Annotated in this window: 14 protein-coding genes and 3 pseudogenes; 8 read left to right on the top strand and 9 right to left on the bottom strand. The window is 69.7% G+C overall.

Annotated elements, in window-relative coordinates; translation table 11 throughout:
• The first annotated feature begins 37 nt into the window (after positions 1-37).
• Entirely contained in the window at positions 38-1,231 is a 1,194-nt protein-coding gene (locus ABZ070_RS27085; RefSeq protein WP_356637948.1) for a glycine C-acetyltransferase, read from the top strand.
• A complete protein-coding gene (locus ABZ070_RS27080; protein ID WP_356637947.1) occupies positions 1,228-2,142 on the top strand; it encodes a LysR family transcriptional regulator in 915 nt (304 codons plus the stop codon). Before ABZ070_RS27085 ends, ABZ070_RS27080 begins: the two co-directional genes overlap by 4 nt.
• A 333-nt stretch (positions 2,143-2,475) precedes the next feature.
• On the opposite strand, the gene ABZ070_RS27075 is transcribed toward ABZ070_RS27080, so the two are convergent.
• The 3 genes from ABZ070_RS27075 to ABZ070_RS27065 form a co-directional block, all read right to left on the bottom strand.
• Positions 2,476-3,393, bottom strand: coding sequence for an ADP-ribosylglycohydrolase family protein (locus tag ABZ070_RS27075; protein ID WP_356637946.1), 918 nt, complete (start codon positions 3,391-3,393; stop codon positions 2,476-2,478).
• A 204-nt stretch (positions 3,394-3,597) separates the two neighbouring features.
• Positions 3,598-3,798, bottom strand: a complete 201-nt coding sequence (locus tag ABZ070_RS27070) for a hypothetical protein (RefSeq protein ID WP_356637945.1) — start codon at positions 3,796-3,798, stop codon at positions 3,598-3,600.
• Between the two features lie 533 nt (positions 3,799-4,331).
• Positions 4,332-4,955 (bottom strand): sigma-70 family RNA polymerase sigma factor, encoded by a 624-nt coding sequence (locus tag ABZ070_RS27065; RefSeq protein WP_356637944.1) that lies wholly within the window; start codon positions 4,953-4,955, stop codon positions 4,332-4,334.
• A gap of 170 nt (positions 4,956-5,125) precedes the next feature.
• Here ABZ070_RS27065 and ABZ070_RS27060 point away from each other — a divergent pair, with 170 nt between their 5' ends.
• Positions 5,126-6,112 (top strand): MerR family transcriptional regulator, encoded by a 987-nt coding sequence (locus ABZ070_RS27060; protein WP_356637943.1) that lies wholly within the window; start codon positions 5,126-5,128, stop codon positions 6,110-6,112.
• A gap of 113 nt (positions 6,113-6,225) precedes the next feature.
• Positions 6,226-7,473, top strand: coding sequence for an NAD(P)/FAD-dependent oxidoreductase (locus tag ABZ070_RS27055; RefSeq protein WP_356637942.1), 1,248 nt, complete (start codon positions 6,226-6,228; stop codon positions 7,471-7,473).
• Positions 7,474-7,562: 89 nt separating this feature from the next.
• Here ABZ070_RS27055 and ABZ070_RS27050 read toward each other — a convergent pair.
• The 5 genes and pseudogenes from ABZ070_RS27050 to ABZ070_RS27030 all read right to left on the bottom strand — a co-directional run.
• Positions 7,563-7,845 (bottom strand): annotated as a pseudogene (locus ABZ070_RS27050) (FAD-dependent oxidoreductase); the annotation flags it as partial.
• On the bottom strand, positions 7,842-8,909 hold the full coding sequence (locus ABZ070_RS27045) for a polyprenyl synthetase family protein (protein WP_356637949.1): 1,068 nt from the start codon (positions 8,907-8,909) through the stop codon (positions 7,842-7,844). The gene ABZ070_RS27045 and the pseudogene ABZ070_RS27050, both read right to left, overlap by 4 nt.
• A 225-nt stretch (positions 8,910-9,134) precedes the next feature.
• Positions 9,135-10,628: pseudogene (locus ABZ070_RS27040) on the bottom strand (cryptochrome/photolyase family protein).
• 14 nt (positions 10,629-10,642) lie between these two features.
• A pseudogene (locus ABZ070_RS27035) lies at positions 10,643-10,987 on the bottom strand (FAD-binding domain-containing protein); the annotation flags it as partial.
• A 13-nt stretch (positions 10,988-11,000) separates the two neighbouring features.
• Entirely contained in the window at positions 11,001-13,118 is a 2,118-nt protein-coding gene (locus ABZ070_RS27030; RefSeq protein WP_356637941.1) for an MMPL family transporter, read from the bottom strand.
• 295 nt (positions 13,119-13,413) lie between these two features.
• Here ABZ070_RS27030 and ABZ070_RS27025 point away from each other — a divergent pair, with 295 nt between their 5' ends.
• Positions 13,414-13,650, top strand: coding sequence for a hypothetical protein (locus ABZ070_RS27025; protein ID WP_356637940.1), 237 nt, complete (start codon positions 13,414-13,416; stop codon positions 13,648-13,650).
• A 115-nt stretch (positions 13,651-13,765) separates the two neighbouring features.
• On the opposite strand, the gene ABZ070_RS27020 is transcribed toward ABZ070_RS27025, so the two are convergent.
• A complete protein-coding gene (locus tag ABZ070_RS27020; RefSeq protein ID WP_356637939.1) occupies positions 13,766-14,350 on the bottom strand; it encodes a fasciclin domain-containing protein in 585 nt (194 codons plus the stop codon).
• A gap of 358 nt (positions 14,351-14,708) precedes the next feature.
• Here ABZ070_RS27020 and ABZ070_RS27015 point away from each other — a divergent pair, with 358 nt between their 5' ends.
• From ABZ070_RS27015 to ABZ070_RS27005, 3 genes are all read left to right on the top strand, one after another.
• The gene (locus ABZ070_RS27015) at positions 14,709-15,035 is read left to right on the top strand and encodes a DNA-binding protein (protein ID WP_356637938.1); all 327 of its coding nucleotides are present in this window, start codon (positions 14,709-14,711) and stop codon (positions 15,033-15,035) included.
• Positions 15,036-15,147: 112 nt separating this feature from the next.
• On the top strand, positions 15,148-15,375 hold the full coding sequence (locus ABZ070_RS27010) for a DUF2945 domain-containing protein (protein WP_356637937.1): 228 nt from the start codon (positions 15,148-15,150) through the stop codon (positions 15,373-15,375).
• A complete protein-coding gene (locus tag ABZ070_RS27005; RefSeq protein ID WP_356637936.1) occupies positions 15,372-15,707 on the top strand; it encodes a DUF3140 domain-containing protein in 336 nt (111 codons plus the stop codon). Before ABZ070_RS27010 ends, ABZ070_RS27005 begins: the two co-directional genes overlap by 4 nt.
• Positions 15,708-15,841 lie beyond the last annotated feature (134 nt).

Raw genomic sequence — 15,841 nt, 5'->3', positions numbered from 1 at the left:
GGCCTGATCCGAACGAAAGACCCTAGGAGAACCCCTCATGTACGCGTCCGTCCGCGACGAACTCCGCGCCACCCTCGACGAGATCCGCGACGCGGGCCTCTACAAGCCCGAGCGTGTCATCGGCACCCCCCAGAGCGCCTCGGTGGGCGTCACCGCCGGCGGCGCGCCCGGCGACGTGCTCAACTTCTGCGCCAACAACTACCTCGGCCTCGCCGACCACCCCGACGTCGTCGCCGCCGCCAAGGGCGCGCTCGACCGGTGGGGCTACGGCATGGCGTCCGTCCGCTTCATCTGCGGCACCCAGGAGATCCACAAGGAGCTCGAGCAGCGCCTCGCCGCGTTCCTCGGCCAGGAGGACACGATCCTCTACTCCTCCTGCTTCGACGCCAACGGCGGAGTCTTCGAGACCCTCCTCGGCCCCGAGGACGCCGTCATCTCCGACGCCCTCAACCACGCCTCCATCATCGACGGCATCCGCCTGTCCAAGGCGCGCCGCCACCGCTACGCCAACCGCGACCTCGCCGACCTCGAGCAGCAGCTCAAGGAGACCCAGGACGCCCGCCGCCGCCTCGTCGTCACCGACGGCGTCTTCTCCATGGACGGTTACGTCGCCCCGCTCGCCGAGATCTGCGACCTCGCCGACCGCTACGACGCCATGGTCATGGTCGACGACTCGCACGCCGTCGGCTTCGTCGGCCCCGGTGGCCGGGGCACCCCGGAACTGCACGGCGTGATGGACCGTGTCGACATCATCACCGGCACCCTCGGCAAGGCACTCGGCGGTGCCTCGGGCGGCTACGTCGCCGCACGAGCGGAGATCGTCGAGCTGCTGCGTCAGCGCTCCCGCCCGTACCTCTTCTCCAACTCCCTCGCCCCCGTCATCGCCGCCGCCTCCCTCAAGGTCCTCGACCTGCTGGAGTCGGCCGGGGACCTGCGGGAGAAGCTTGCCGCCAACACCGAGCTGTTCCGCACCAGGATGACCGAGGCGGGCTTCGAGATCCTGCCCGGCGACCACGCCATCGCCCCCGTGATGATCGGCGACGCCGCCGAGGCCGGCCGCATGGCGGAACTGCTGCTCGAGCGCGGCGTGTACGTCATCGGCTTCTCGTACCCGGTCGTCCCCATGGGGCAGGCACGCATCCGCGTCCAGCTGTCCGCCGCGCACTCCACCAAGGACGTGGAGCGGGCGGTGGCGGCCTTCGTCGACGCACGCGCGACAATGGCCGGGTGATCGACCCCCGCCGGCTGCGTATTCTGCGGGCCGTGGCGGACCACCGTACGGTGACCGCCGCGGCCTCCGCGCTGTATCTGACCCCCTCCGCCGTCTCCCAGCAGCTCAATGCCCTCGAGCAGGAGACCGGCCACGCCCTGCTGATCCGCAGCGGCAAGGGCGTGCGGCTGACGGCGGCGGGCGAGATCCTGCTGACCCACACGCACATGGTCCTCGCCCAGCTGGAACGGGCCGAGGCCGAACTCGCCGCGTACGCGGGCGGCGCGGCCGGAGAGGTGACCGTCGCCGCGTTCGCCACGGGCATCGCCGAGGTCGTCGCGCCGGCCATGGACCGCTTGTCGCACGACCGCCCCCGCATTCGCGTGCGGGTACGGGACGCGGAGGGCGACGAGAGCCTGCCCCTCGTGCTCGACGGAGAGGCGGACCTCGCCGTCGCGGTGGAGTACCGGGGAGCGCCGGGCGCGGACGACCGGCGACTCGCACGGGTCCCGCTGTACGCGGAGCCCTTCGACGCGGTCCTGCGCGCCGACCATCCGCTGGCCGCGCAGGAGCGCGTGGAGCTGGCCGCGTTCGGCGACAGCGACTGGATCGGCCCCTACCCGGGCAACCCGTGCCACGACATGGTCCTGCTGGCATGCGAGCTGGCCGGGTTCGAGCCGCGGCTCGTGCACTCCTCCGACGACTTCCGCGCCGTCGTCGCTCTCGCCGGAGCGGGTGCCGGAGTCGCGCTGGTGCCGCGCTCCGCCCTGCGCGGCATGGAGCTGCGGGACACGGTCGTCCGGCCCGTCGCGGGCCCGGCGCCCACGCGCCGCGTCTTCGCCGCGGTACGCCGCGGGGCGGAGACGCATCCGCTCATCAGCCCGGTCCTCGACGCCCTGGCACACACCGCGCAGGGGATCACCACCGACTGACGCCGCCCCCGGGTCCCCCACCCGTCCGGCTCGGTCCGACGCCCAGCCGCGTGCGGCTCCCTCCCCGGGCTGGTCCGACTCTCGGCGGCGCGCCGGGCTCCGGCTCCCGGGTCCCGTCCGCCGCCCTTGTCCCCGGGGCACGCCTACGGTCGCAACAACTGTGGCTGCTCCCCGCACCCGCGGGATGGTCCGACGATGCTGTCACCCTTGTCCGGGTCGCCGGGGCCGGTGCACTCGGGGCGGTCCAGGGCAGGGCCTCCGATCACCGACGTCGCTGCCCTGCGCCGGTCGTCGCCGGTCGACATCGACATCGGCATCGCCCTGGCGCTCGGTTCAGCCTCCGAGGCGGTGCGCAAGGCGGAGCAGATCTGCCAGGTGCAGCACCCGTCCGTCGAACCCGGGGAGGGAGACATGGAGCGGCTGGGTCCAGTGGGCGGGGATCGCACCCAGCTCGTAGTACGCCCCCGCGAGGCCTCCGGTCACCGCGGCGACGGTGTCCGTGTCACCGCCAAGGTCGATCGCCGCGCGTATCGCGTCTTCGAAGTTGGTGGTGGTGCGCAGGGCCCAGACTGCGGAGCCCAGGCAGGCCCAGACGGCACCGTTGAACTCAGTCGCCTGATCGGGGTGCCAGTCGGGCGCGAGGACTGTGGCGTAGCGCCCGCGGTGGTCGGGATGGACAAGAGCCAGGATGTCCGGGAGCGCCGTGAGGGGGTCGGTGTCTTCGAACGTGACGCGGATGAGTTCGTGGAAGATCGCGGTGCCTTCCCAGGCCGCGCGGTCGCCGTGCGTGAGGGCAGCGATGCGGCGGGCCGCGTCCATGGTCGCTTCTTGGCCGGCGGGAGCGAAGTGGACCGCGGATGTCGATGCCCGCATCAAGGAGCCGTTTCCAGCAGCTCGCTGATTGCCCTGGAAGTGGATCGCGGCGGCGAGGTCCCAGGTTTGGCCATTGGTGAGGACATCTTCCGTCTGCAAGCCGATGTCCTTGGGGTCCGATGCCGCCCATCGCTGGAAGCGGGCGAAGATGTCCGGCAGATCCAGTCCGCCCCGCTCCAGCAGGGACTCCGCGACCAGGACGGCCATCTGCGTGTCGTCGGTGGCCTCGCCCGGGTCCCAGCCGCCGCCTCCGCCCATCTCGCCACCGGCACCAGGCACGGGAAACCGCGCGGAGAACGCTCCCGGGGGGCCGAACTCGAAGGGGCCGCCCAAGGCGTCACCCACTGCTGAGCCGGCGGCCCGCTGCATCCGCTTCATTCACGCACTCTAACGGCCGCCGGCGGCCCCACCGGAACGGTGAGCGTTGGCTCCGCCAAGCGTTCGCCTGCCGGGCCGGTGGGTGGCCTGCGCGCAAGCGCAGCCGGTGAGAAGAGGCAGTCAAGAACCGCGGTGAGTCGTCGTCTACCCGCCCGAGGGGTGGGGCCACTTCTCGTCGTCCGGCGCCGACCAACTCGGATCGCCCTACCATCCGTCGCGGTAGATCTCCCGGGTGTCGCAGTTGATGCCGTAGCCGCCCTTCGTGGAGCGGTAGCTCTCGATGTAGCCGCTGGCGTAGGCCTGCGCGGGTGCCGATGCCAGCATGCCCAGAGCCGCCGCGGAGGTCACGGCTCCGATGGTGATCCCGATCCGTCGTGAACGGGTGGAACGTGCGCGTCGACTCATGGGTGCCTCTTCCACCGTCGATGATGCTCCGTCAGGAGGCAAAAGCGTTCCAGCGGGGCTGCGGTCGCGCCAGATTCTCTCCTCTGTGTCCGGCCAACTCCCCGGGATGGTGTTGTAGAAGGCCTGCGACAGCCGACCGACGATCAGCCGGATGACCCTCAGCTCGATGCGAGAGGCTGAGGGGTATCACGGGCCGAGCCTCCCAGCTGCGAACCGGCTCCGCACCCCGCGCCATGGCGGACCTGGCGCACCCTCGCCATCGGCACCCTTCGCCTCGCCGGGAAGATCAGTGTTGCCGAACAGGGAAAGACCCTGGAAGGGGGTGCACCCGGACCCAATGACTGGCACGGCTGCGTCCGCGTCGGCCCGGGCGCCGGCGCGGAGACATCCCGTCCAAGCGTCGAGATGCACACGGAACGTACCGAAGGCGACCAGGCCAACGACGGGCTGCAGAAGGCGCTGCACGGGATCAGGACCGCCGTCGAGGCAGCCGAGCGGTAGCCAAGTGCTCGCTTCGAGGGCGCCGAGCGCGATCAGCGGGACCGCCCGTCTGCGTCCGCAGCGTGCCCCTGCTCAATGCTGAGGCGGAGTCGGTGCAGGCCCCTGCGGGCGTGGCTTTTGACCGTGCCGAGTGGGAGGCCGGTGCACTCGGCGATCTGCATGTGTGTCAGGTCCTGGTAGAACGCCATGCAGAGCACCTCCCGTTGTGGGTTCGGCAGCCGCAGGAGTTCGTCGACGAGGAGTACGCGCTCCACGGCCGCTTCAGGGACCGGTCCCGCCGCCTCTTGCGATGCCGACATGGCAACGTTGCGGGAAGCCACCTCGACGATCCGCAGGCGCCGTGTTCTGGCGGCGAGCGCATCGACGATCTTTCGGCGTGCGATGCCGACGAGCCAGGCGCCCAGTGGTCCGCGCTCCGGATGAAAGCCGGCTCGCCCGCGCCAGGCGGCGAGGAAGACCTGCTGCGTAACGTCCTCGGCCTCCTGGGCGTCGCCGAGACAGCGGTTCGCCAGGGTGTGGACGAGAGGGCTCCAGCGCTTGTAGACGGCGGCGAAAGTGCCCTCGTCCGCGGCGAGGGGACCCCGACCGAATTCGTCGCGCTGCGTGCTCTCGACGGGGGAACGCCGCTGTTCGGCCGGTCGCGAGATCGTGCTCATCTCCGTTCCTCCTGTCGAAGCCGGGTGCGCAGGTCCGGTGCTCAAGGGACCCCGCAACCGCCGTACCGATTCACCCGCATGCCGGGCTGCCGTGCTGTCCGTTGCCATCAGTCTTGGACGCACAAACGACGCAAGCAACACGCATCGTTTATGCGTCGTATGCTCGGGATGTGACTCTCTTCGACGAACCCAAGCCCGGACAGGAGGGCGGCCTCACGACGGGGGAGGTGGCCAGACGCCTCGGCGTCGCTCCGACTACGGTGCGCTCCTGGGACCGCCGCTACGGAATCGGTCCCGACCGGCACACCGGTGGGAAACACCGCCGCTGGACCGCAGCAGACGTCGCCAGACTAGAGCGGATGTGCGCGCTGACCGCGACAGGCCTGGCACCCGCCGAGGCAGCGAGGCTCGCCCGTGGGGACGCGCGCCTCGGGGCTGACCGCGGCGCACCCGAGCCGGCTCCTCCTTCGCTGCGGCGGCGCGGCATGCGCCGTCATGTCGGGGCCGGCTTGCAACTGGGCGACGCCCGCCAGGAGTGCAAAGGCTTGGCACGCGCCGCCCTTCGCCTCGACGCCGCTGCCCTCGACGAACTGCTGAAGGCGGTGATCTCCGACTACGGGCTGGTGGCCGCCTGGCATGAGGTGATCATGCCGACGCTCCAGGCCGTCGGCCGTAAATGGGAGAACTCCGGCGAGAAGTACGTCGAGGTCGAGCACTTCCTCTCGTGGCACATCGCCGGCGCTCTGCGCCGTTCCGCGCCCCCGGCTGCGAAAGACCGGCCCGGCCGCACGATCCTGCTGGCCTGCGTACCTGGTGAGAACCACACGCTGCCGCTGGAGGCCCTCACCGCCGCACTCGCCGAACGGGGCCTTCCGGTGCGTATGTTCGGAGCCGCCCTGCCGGTCGAGGCGCTCGTGGAGGCGATCCGCAGGACCGGACCCGCGGCTGTAGGTCTCTGGGCTCAGTCCCGTACGACTGCCAGTCGCCCACTGGCGCAGCATGTCGCCGCCATGGAGTGGGGTGTACTCGGAGCCCGCAGGAGCCCTGTCGTGCTGACGCTCGGCCCCGGGTGGACCGGACAGTCGGTGCCGGGTGTTCTGCACCCCACGGGGCTGGCGGAGGCGTTGACCGCTCTGGAGCCGTCCGTCATCGGGTGACGCCTCACCGGTCACCCGATGAGGCTACGTGCGTCACGGCGCCTGGCATCAGCCCCCGGATCATGGTCCGCTGGGCAACGCGCCGATAGCGGAGCAGAAGGGAGGGCCACCTGATGGGCCATCAGCACCACCGGGCGCCGGATGCTGTCGTCGTCGGTGCCGGTCTCGCGGGCATCGCCTGCGCTTTGGATCTGGGTCGGGCCGGACTGCGGGTCGAATTGCTCGAAGCCTCCGACGGCGTCGGCGGCCGGATGCGCACCGACCACAAGGACGGCTTCCTGCTGGACCGAGGCTTCCAGGTCTTCAACACCGCCTATCCCCAGGTCAAGAGACGCCTGAACCTACGTGATCTGCGGCTGAGGCCCTTTACCCCGGGCGTCGTCGCCGCCACTCCCACGCGGCAGGTGCGCATCGCCGACCCCACCAGGCGCCCACGGGCGGCAGCGAGTCTGCTGCCAGGACGCGTCCTGTCGGCACGCGACCTTGCCGCGCTCGCCGCCCTCACGATGCGCGACGCCCTGCTGCCCGCCGCAGTTCTCAAGCACAACGCCGACCGGACCACCTCGGCAGCGCTCATCAAGGCAGGAATCTCGCCGCGTGCGATCGAGCACCTGCTGCGTCCCTTCTTGGCCGGAGTCTTTCTCGAGAGCGAGCTGGAAACCTCCGCCCGCTTCTTCCACCTCGTCTGGCGCAGCACGGCGCGCGGCACGCTCTGCCTGCCCGCCGAAGGTATCGGTGCCGTGCCTGCTCAGCTCGCCGCAGGTCTGCCGGACGGCACGCTCCGGCTCGACACACCCGTCGCCGCGGTCACCGACTCAGGTGTGCTGCTGGAAGACGGCCACGAACGACCGGCCCACACGGTCGTCGTTGCGACGGACGCCACCACCGCCGCGCTTCTGCTGCCGGGCCTGCAGGTGCCGGGCAGCCGCACGGTGACCACCTACTACCACGCGGCCGGCACCTCCCCGATGGACGAACCGACGCTGGTCGTGGACAGCAGCCTGACCCTCCTGAACACCTGTGTCCTCAGCGAGGTCACGTCCACCTACGCCCCGCCGGGCGCCGCTCTGGTGTCGACCTCAGTGCTGGGTGGCGACACACCGGCACGGGAGTCCGTCGTACGGAGCCGCCTGGCCGAGTTGTACGGGGCCGACACGAGCGCGTGGACACTGGTCGCCACCTACACCGTCGAAGCTGCTCTGCCGGTGATGCAGCCGCCTTGGCCGCTGAGCCGCACGACCCGCTACGCACCAGCGCGGTATGTCTGCGGTGATCACCGGGCGACCGGATCGGTGCAAGGCGCCCTGGCATCGGGTACGCGTGCCGCGCGGGAAGTGCTGGCCGATCTGTCACGACGGTGACTGCGCAGGGCCGCGCGGTGCATCCGCGCCAGGGCGACTGACGGAAGTGGAGATGCCCAGCGGATCCGGAAGACGGATGGGGCGTGAAACTCAACGGCGCACGTGTCCTGGTTGCCGTTGCCACAGGTGCCATCAGCGCAGCTGCGGCCGGCGAGGTCGGCCTCGGCCTGCGCACCCCCATCGGCCCTGGGGCCGGTGTAGAGCCGGTAGTCACCGAGCTCCAGCATGCCCGCACGGCCGCCAGGTCCGACGTCCCGCTCCACGAGAGTCACCCGGCGCCCCGCGCCGAGGAGATGCAGGGTGGTGGCGAGGCCTGACAGGCCGGCCCCCGACGACCACGACGTGCTCGCTCGGTCCCGGAACGGTCTTCACGCGTCCTCCTCGTTCCGGGCGGGCGCGGTGCCCACGGCCTTCTCCACCAGCGAGGCGAACTGCCGCAGGACGTGGTGATGTGCGCCGCTGTCCTCGAAGTGGCGCACGCTCAGTGCCGACAGACGGGCAATCTCCGCCTCCACCGCGGCGCGGGCCCCCGTGCGCTCCAGGGCGGCGCGCATGAGGGAAACCTCGTCATCCGAGCGCATGACGTCCTTAGGACTCAGTGCCGCAGCCGCTTCGGCGTCCCCGGACTCGGCCGCCAACCGGACGGCGAGCGCGAGGAGGTACGTAAGCTTCCGCCCGCGCAGATCCTCGTCCGCCGGTTTGCCCGTCACCGCCGGGTCGCCGAAGGCGCCCAGCACGTCGTCGCGCAGCTGGAAGGCAAGGCCCGCGCGCCGGCCGGCTGCCCGCAGCGCGTCCATGGTGCGGGCGCCGGCCCCGGTCAGACACGCGCCCAGAGCGAGCGGTCGTTCCACGGTGTAGAGCGCGCTCTTCAAGGTCGCGATATTGAGGGCTTCGTCCTCGGCGGACGAACCGTTGGCCTGGGCGCGCAGGTCCAGGTACTGGCCGGCGACCATCTCGCCCCGCAGGGCACGCCATTCGCGGTGCAGCTGCGTTCCATACGGACAGGTCAGCGCGGTCTCGGTGAGCAGGTCGTCTGCCCAGGCCAGGGCCAGGTCACCCGCGAGGACGGCCGCGGCGGTCGCATACGGCTGCTCAGAGCCGGTCATGGCGGCTGCCTGGTGCATGCGGGCAAAGTCGGCGTGCATGGTCGGCGCACCTCGCCGCATCGGCGATCCGTCCATGACGTCGTCGTGTATGAGGGCGCATGCTTGGACAAGCTCGAGGGCCGCCCCGACCCGCAGCAAAGTCCTCGGGTCGCCGCCGGCGCCGGCGGCCCGCCATCCGCACCAGAGGAAAGCGGTCCTCAGTCGCTTCCCGCCGCGTTGCACGAATGCGGCGACCCGGCCCGCCATCTCCCGGGCGGACACGGCGTCCACTTCCTGGGCCTCGCGCAGCCGCTCCTCGAGATACTCCGCAAGGACGGCATCGACGGCCATCACCGCGGCGTGCGGCGTGACCGGGACTTCGTCGTGGCCTGCACGGTCGGCGGTGCGAACCCCCGTCGCCCGCGTCATGCGTGTACCGAGCATGGACACCCTTTCGGTCCTGGTTGCGTGCATCCCGAGCACTTCGGACTCCGGACGGTGCGCGGATGCGGTCATTCCTGCCCGGTGCGCCCTCCGCACCGGAGCGGCTCACCCCGATGGCTCACACGAGGCGGCTCAGGGCGGTCTGTCACCGCGTGCCCGCTGCTGACGGCGGACTTCGTCCAGGTCGCCGAGCCGGTCCAGACCTCGCACGGCCTGGCGGGTGCGGTGGTTGTGCTCAAGCCGCGCCCGGTGCCGGTCGAGGAAGGCCCAGTACCCGCCGGTGTAGGGGCAGGCGTGCTCTCCGACCCGGTCGCCCGGCCGGTAGACGCAGGGTCCGCACAGGTCGCTCATTCGGTTCACGTAGGCGCCGCCGGACGTGTAGGGCTTGGTGGTCATCCGTCCGCCGTCGGCGTACTGGGACATACCGACGGCGTTGGGCACCATGACCCAGTCGTAGCCGTCCACGAAGCAGCGGTGGAACCAGTCCGTGACCGCGGCCGGGTCCCATCCGCGCTGCAGCGCAAAACTGCCCAGCACCATCAGCCGGGGGATGTGATGCGTCCACCCGGTGTTACGCACCCTGGGCCAGGACGCTGTGCAGGCAGCGCGCCCGAACGTCGTCGGCGTCGAGGTCGTTCCACCAGCCGGGCAGCTCAGTCGTGTGCCGCAGCACGTTCGAGTTGCGGTAGTCCTCGCCGAAAGACCAGTACAGCTGCCACACGTACTCGCGCCAGCCCGCGATCTGACGGATGAAGCCTTCCACACTGTTCAGCGGCGCCTGTCCGTCCCGCCAGGCAGCCTCCGCCGCTTCCACGCATTCCGCCGGGTCGAGCAGGCCCAGGTTGAGTGACGACGACAGCAGACTGTGGCTCATGACCGGGTCGGCGGCCAGCATCGCGTCCTCGTAGAGCCCGAACGTGGGCAGCCGGTGCTCGAGGAAGCGTTTCAGAGCGCTGCGCGCCTCGGCTCGGGTCGCGGGGAACAGGCGCGGTCCGTCCCGGCCGACGAAGGACACGTCGCCCTCCTGCTCCCACCGGTCCAGGTCGTGACGGACCTCGTCGTCGATTTCGTCCTCACGCGGCCGGTAGGGGCCGGAACGGGCAGGGCAGATGCTTCTCGTGGCGGTGGCTGCCGGTTGTCCTGGTCGTAGTTCCACCGGCCGCCGGCCGGCGCGTCACCGTCCATCAGCAGGTCATGCCCGTGCCGCACCCACCGGTAGAAGTCCTCCTGACGCAGCCGTTTGCCGCCGTGGCGGTCCGCCCACGCCGCGAAGTCGGCCATCGGCACCAGGAATCCCCGCGCGGGTCCCATCTCGACTCGAGTCAAGGAGCGCACCAGCCTCACGGCCGCGTACGAGGTGGGATGGTGAACGGTCACAGGGTTGCTGCCTGCCGCCCGTGCCAGCCCCTCCCGGTAGGTGTCAGCGCGGACGTAGATGACTCGGTCGCCGAGTTCGGCCGCCCGGTGGCGCATGGCGGACAGCACCAGGTGCGCCATGGCGCGGTGGAATCGGCGGCGGCGCAACACCGACCGAGCCTCGATCATCAGCAGAGGTGCATCGCGTAAGAGCCTGCTGCCCCTCGGAGGGACGCAGAAAGTGTGGTCCGAGCCGAAGAGCCAGTGCATGCGGCATTTCTACCTCAATTCCGGCAGCGGGCGTGCTTGAAGCGGTCCAGGCCGTCTGCGAGGTCGATCAGCGGCTCCGGGTAATCCAGACGTACCCGTTCCTGCTCGGGCAGCCGCCACGGTTCGTGGACGCGGTTGCTCGCCACGTCCCCAGGTTCCGGAACCCAGCGGCGCACGTACGTGCCCTGGGGGTCGACGTGTTTGCCCTGGATGACCGGGTTGAGCACGCGGTGGGGGCGGGTGTCCGTGCCGGTACCGGCGATCCACTGCCAGTTGAGCTGGTTGTTGACGATGTTCCCGTCCACCAGCAGGTCCAGGAAATGGCGTGCGCCGATGCGCCAGTCGACGTGCAGGGTCCGGTACCTCCTTCGACTACGCCTGCACGCTGCCCTCTGCTGCCGCGACGCCGGGCTCACACCGGCGGGCCAGCGCGCTCGGCCACCACGCCTTCGGGCCGACGTCGATCACCAGCGCGGGCACCAGGAGCGAGCGGACCACGAGGGTGTCGAGCAGGACACCGAAGGCGACGATGAACGCGATCTCGACCAGGAAGGCCAGGGGGATCACCATCAGGGCCGCGAACGTCGCCGCGAGCACTACGCCCGCGGAGGTGATGACCCCGCCGGTCGTGGTCAGGCCCCGTAGCACGCCCGCGCGGGTGCCGTGTGTGCGTGTCTCCTCCCTTACCCGGGACATGAGGAAGATGTTGTAGTCGACGCCGAGCGCCACGAGGAACACGAATCCGTACAGCGGCACCGACGCGTCCGTGCCGCTGAACCCGAGAAGATGCTCGAAGACGAGCGCCGACACGCCGATCGTGGCAAGGAAGTTGAGCGCCACTGTCGCAACCAGCAGCAAGGGGATCAGCAGCGAGCGCAGCAGCAGAACCAGGATCAGCAGGATGATGCCGAGTACGACGGGGACGATGACCGTCCGGTCGCGTTCCGCTGTCTGCTGCGTGTCGTACTGCTGCGCGGTGTAGCCGCCGACCAAGGCGTCGGCACCCGGCACAGCGTGGGGTTGGTTGCGCAGCCGCTGCACCGTTTCCTTGGCGGCATCGCTGTCGGCGGCCGCCTCGAGGGTGGCGTCGATGCGTACCCGGCCGTCCGCGACGAGTGGTTCACCGGCGCCCGGCCGGCCCGACGCGGACACGGCGGCTGCCGATGCCACGCCGTCGGTACGTTCAGCGACGGCCGTCACTTCTGTTGCCTTGTCGGCGTCGGCAATGACGACGGCCGGGTTTCCCGAGCCGCCTGGGAAGTGCTCCCCGAGAGTTTGCTGCGCAGCGACCGAGGGCGCGTCGTTGACGAAGATCTCGTCGAGCGGCACGCCCTTGGAGGACAGCGTCGTGGAGAAGGCGGCGAAAGCCGTGAGCACAAGCGCGGTCGAGATCCACACGCGCCGTGGCGTCCGGTCGACGAGCGCGGCGACCCGGTGCCACACACCATGTCCTTCTGCTGTGGCGTCGTCTGATGGCTTCGGACGGGCCGGCCAGTAGGCGGCGCGGCCGAGCAGGGCCAGTACGGCCGGCAGGAACGTCAGGGTGGAGAGCACTGCGCACACGATGCCGATGGCGCCGACGGGTCCGAGAGCGCGGTTGTTGGTGAGGTCGCTGGCGAGCAGGGCCAGCAGGCCGAGGGCCACGGTGGCCGCGCTGGCGGTGACGGCGCCGAACGAGCGGCGTACCGCGGCCAGGACAGCGGCGGTCCGCTCCTTGCCGGCCGTCAGCTCCTCCCGGAAGCGCGCGGTGAGCAGCAGTGCGTAGTCGGTGGCGGCGCCGATGACCAGGATGGAGAGAATGCCCTGCACCTGGCCGTCCACCCGGACCTGATCCCGCTCCGCCAGCGCATACACGATGGCGCACGCCAGTCCGAGGGCGAACACCGCGCTCAGAATGATCACGAACGGCAGCAGGGCGCTCCGATACACCAGCAGCAGGATCAGCAACACGGCCACAAGCGCCACACCCAGCAGCAAACCGTCGATGCCGGCGAACGCGTCGGACAGATCGGCCTGATTCGCCGCCGGACCGGCGATCTGGGCAGCTGAGCCCGGCACGCCTTGCGCCGCATCGCGTACCTCTTCGAGAACAGCAGGTAGTTCTTCTCCGAGGTCCGGCTCCAGCTGGACGACGGCCTGCATGGCCCGACCGTCCTCGGAGGCCAGAGCCGGCGATGGCTGCCCGACAATCCCCGGACGCCCAGCGAGCCGGCTGACCGCCTGCGTGGCCGCGGCCTGCGCCTCAATCCCCCGGCCGTTGTCCGCAGTCCACACGACGATGGCCGGCAAGGTCTCTGACTGGTCGAACGCCTTGCGGGCCTCGAGCACCTGGGTGGATTCGGCGCTGCGCGGAAGGAACGCAACCTGATCGTTGGTGGCGACCTCGCCCAGCTTTCCGGCGTACGGGCCGAGCGCTCCGCCGATGCCCAGCCAGACGACCAACAGAACCAGCGGCACCAACCAGCGGGCCCAGCGCGGTCCGTTCCTCATCCCTCTCCCCAAAGCAATTGATCCCTCGCCCGTCGCGGCACCGCCGCCATCCCGAGCGGCGAGGCGCGGATGCGGTGAACTGCAGCCGTCCCGCTGCGCGAGAACAGTTGGTGCCACCACCAGCCGCGTACGGCTGATGCGCGCGCTGTCCGTGCCGGTACCTGCGGCGGCACCAGGGTCCGACGACTTCAGGTCGCCCTCCGTCCCTACAAGTGCTTTGCTCGAGCAAGAGGCCGGTCCTGTGCGGTGGTGTCGACTGTCTGTTGGTGTCGCGCAGCGAAGGAGAGAAGTGGCTATGGCTGTCTGCGAAGTCTGCGGCAACAACTACGCCCTGTCGTTCGAAGTGCACACGGTAGGCGATGCGGTGCACGTGTTCGACAGCCTCGAGTGCGCGGCCCACCGTCTCGCTCCTGTTTGCGACCATTGCGGATGCAGGATCCTTGGCCACGGATTGCAGGTTGAAGGACAGTTCTTCTGCTGTGCGCACTGTGCACGGTCGCAGGGTCACTCGGAACTCATTGACAGCATCTGAGCCCACAACCGGCGCGACCGCGGACACGTAACCGGGGGCGCGACTGCAGCCGCACATGCCTGCATGTGCCGGTGCTGCCCCCGGTGAGGGCAGCATCGGCGCTTCGGCTGAACGGTCAGGACTTGGGCATCAGCACGGTGTCGATGAGATGCACGGTGGCATTCTCGGTGGCGACGTCTCCGCAGACGATCGACGCGGAGTCGTTCACTTTGAAGGACTCCCCGGAACCGGAGGTGGTCACCTGGCCACCCTGGAGCGTTGTGAACGTCCCCTTGGGCAGTTCTTCGACGGTGACGTCCTGCTCGACCACGTGGTACGTCAGCAGGTCCGTCAGCTGCTCCTTGTCGTTGAGGATCTTGTCGAGCTCGGCCTTCGGGATCTTCTCGAAGGCGTCGTTGGTCGGAGCGAACACCGTGATGCCGTCGGCATTGTTCAAGGTGTCAACCAGCCCGGCCTTCTGGACGGCGCTGACGAGTGTGGACAGCTCGGGGGTGTTCGACGCCGCGGCGGCGACCGGGTCGCCGGCCATGCCGGCGGCGCTGCCCTCACCACTGGTCGGCAAGGAGGCGCACGCGGGACCGAACGGCTCCGTCACCTGCCCTGCGTGGGCGACCGGCGCGAGGGCAGCCAGCGAGAGGGGGACCAGAAGCGCCCCGGCTCCGGCGAGAGCGGCGCTCCTGTAGCGATGGATGGTGGTCATGAGCTTCACCTTTGCTGAGAGGAGGTGACGGGCTCGTGTCGCTGTCCGTCACATAAGCCACTTCGTGCGAAACACTCCTCTTGGATGACATTCCGGCGCCCTGATTTGGTGACCGCGCGCCCCTCCTCGGCAGTTGTCCGGCTGGGCGAACAGCAGAGCCGGCGGCGCCGGCGCCCGAGGCCGACTCGGGAAGGTCAGGGCGGACACACTTGTGAGAAGGGACGGCTTCCAGCGCGACCCGCAGACCTCGCAAGGCCGTGTTTGGATCACGGAGCAGACGGTCACTTGTGTGGTGTCTCGCGGTTGCCTCCCCTGTCGACCGCGGCGCACCACACCGTAGGGCGGAGAAGGAAGCGCTATGGACAAGAACGCCCTGGTCGAGGCGACCGTACGAACAACAGCCGAGGACGGCTGGCAGCTGTCGCAGGAGCAGGTCGAGCAGGAGATCGACGCATTGTCCGGGACGGGGGAGCAGCCCGGAACGATCGCCCAGGCCCTCAAGGGCGGGGAGCGGGTCACGCTGCTGGGCTTCGGCGACTTCCACCTCGACGACTCCGAGCCGGCCCTGCGGCCCCGTGCGGCGCTGAACGAGTACTCCACGGCGACACCGGCTGACCGGAGGGACTCAGCGCGGTGCGCTGCTCGTACGCGGGTGCACATCCATTCCTGTGGGTGTGGCTCCTGATCGCCCTCGCCGCGTTCGTCGCCGCCCTGATCCGAACCGCCCGATCAGCGTCGAGCGACGCGCACACTTAGGCGTGCACTCCGGTCGCATCTGCTGCAGAAAAGGAAGAGTCATGGCGAAGGACAAGAACGTCGCCAGAGGCGACAAGGTCGCATGGAACAGCCACGGGCAGACGGTTACCGGCAAGGTCAAGCGCAAGATCACCGAGCGTACAAAGACCGCCGGCCGCACGGTGGACGCCTCCGAGGAAGAACCGCAGTACGAGGTGGAGAGCGACAAGTCCGGCCGCTCCGCTGTGCACAAGCCCGACGCCCTGCGAAAGAAGGGCAAGAAGTCGTGACCAAGCAGGACGACGGCCGGGACAAAAACATCAGCGACTTCAAAGAAGCGGTCAACATGTCCGCAGGCAAGCTCGAGAAGTGGCTGGAGACCGACGAGTCGAAAAGCGTCGGGCAGAGCAAGAACGGCGGTGAAAGTGTCGGACACGCCTCGGGCCGGCGCATCATCGAACTTCTGCGCACCAGGACAAGCGACCTCAGCGAGGACGACGTCGCCCACATGCGTAAAGTCACGGGCTACATCCACCGGCACCTCAAGCAACGCCCTGAAGGCGATGTCACCGACACCCCGTGGCGCTACTCACTGATGAACTGGGGACACGACCCGCTCTGACCAGGCGAGCATCCCCGCCGCCCGACGCTGTCGCGCCGCGTCCGGCCGGCGGGCGGCGGGGAGCTCGCCCGCCCTCGGGTTCGATGCAGAACACTCTCCAGAAGGACGACTGGGTCCTGGTAGACAAGCTCACC

The sequence above is a fragment of the Streptomyces sp. NPDC006283 genome (assembly GCF_040613325.1).
GTDB lineage: Bacteria > Actinomycetota > Actinomycetes > Streptomycetales > Streptomycetaceae > Streptomyces.
Note: the sequence above shows the minus strand (reverse complement) of the source record. Positions and strands in the feature narration are given on the sequence as shown.

Excerpts from the sequence above, each read along its gene's own strand:
- ABZ070_RS27085 (WP_356637948.1), top strand. The coding sequence starts at position 38 with ATGTACGCGTCCGTCCGCGACGAACTCCGCGCCACCCTCGACGAGATC.
- ABZ070_RS27075 (WP_356637946.1), bottom strand. The coding sequence starts at position 3,393 with ATGAAGCGGATGCAGCGGGCCGCCGGCTCAGCAGTGGGTGACGCCTTG.
- ABZ070_RS27070 (WP_356637945.1), bottom strand. The coding sequence starts at position 3,798 with ATGAGTCGACGCGCACGTTCCACCCGTTCACGACGGATCGGGATCACC.
- ABZ070_RS27065 (WP_356637944.1), bottom strand. The coding sequence starts at position 4,955 with ATGAGCACGATCTCGCGACCGGCCGAACAGCGGCGTTCCCCCGTCGAG.
- ABZ070_RS27055 (WP_356637942.1), top strand. The coding sequence starts at position 6,226 with ATGGGCCATCAGCACCACCGGGCGCCGGATGCTGTCGTCGTCGGTGCC.
- ABZ070_RS27045 (WP_356637949.1), bottom strand. The coding sequence starts at position 8,909 with ATGGCCGTCGATGCCGTCCTTGCGGAGTATCTCGAGGAGCGGCTGCGC.
- ABZ070_RS27030 (WP_356637941.1), bottom strand. The coding sequence starts at position 13,118 with ATGAGGAACGGACCGCGCTGGGCCCGCTGGTTGGTGCCGCTGGTTCTG.
- ABZ070_RS27025 (WP_356637940.1), top strand. The coding sequence starts at position 13,414 with ATGGCTGTCTGCGAAGTCTGCGGCAACAACTACGCCCTGTCGTTCGAA.
- ABZ070_RS27020 (WP_356637939.1), bottom strand. The coding sequence starts at position 14,350 with ATGACCACCATCCATCGCTACAGGAGCGCCGCTCTCGCCGGAGCCGGG.
- ABZ070_RS27015 (WP_356637938.1), top strand. The coding sequence starts at position 14,709 with ATGGACAAGAACGCCCTGGTCGAGGCGACCGTACGAACAACAGCCGAG.
- ABZ070_RS27010 (WP_356637937.1), top strand. The coding sequence starts at position 15,148 with ATGGCGAAGGACAAGAACGTCGCCAGAGGCGACAAGGTCGCATGGAAC.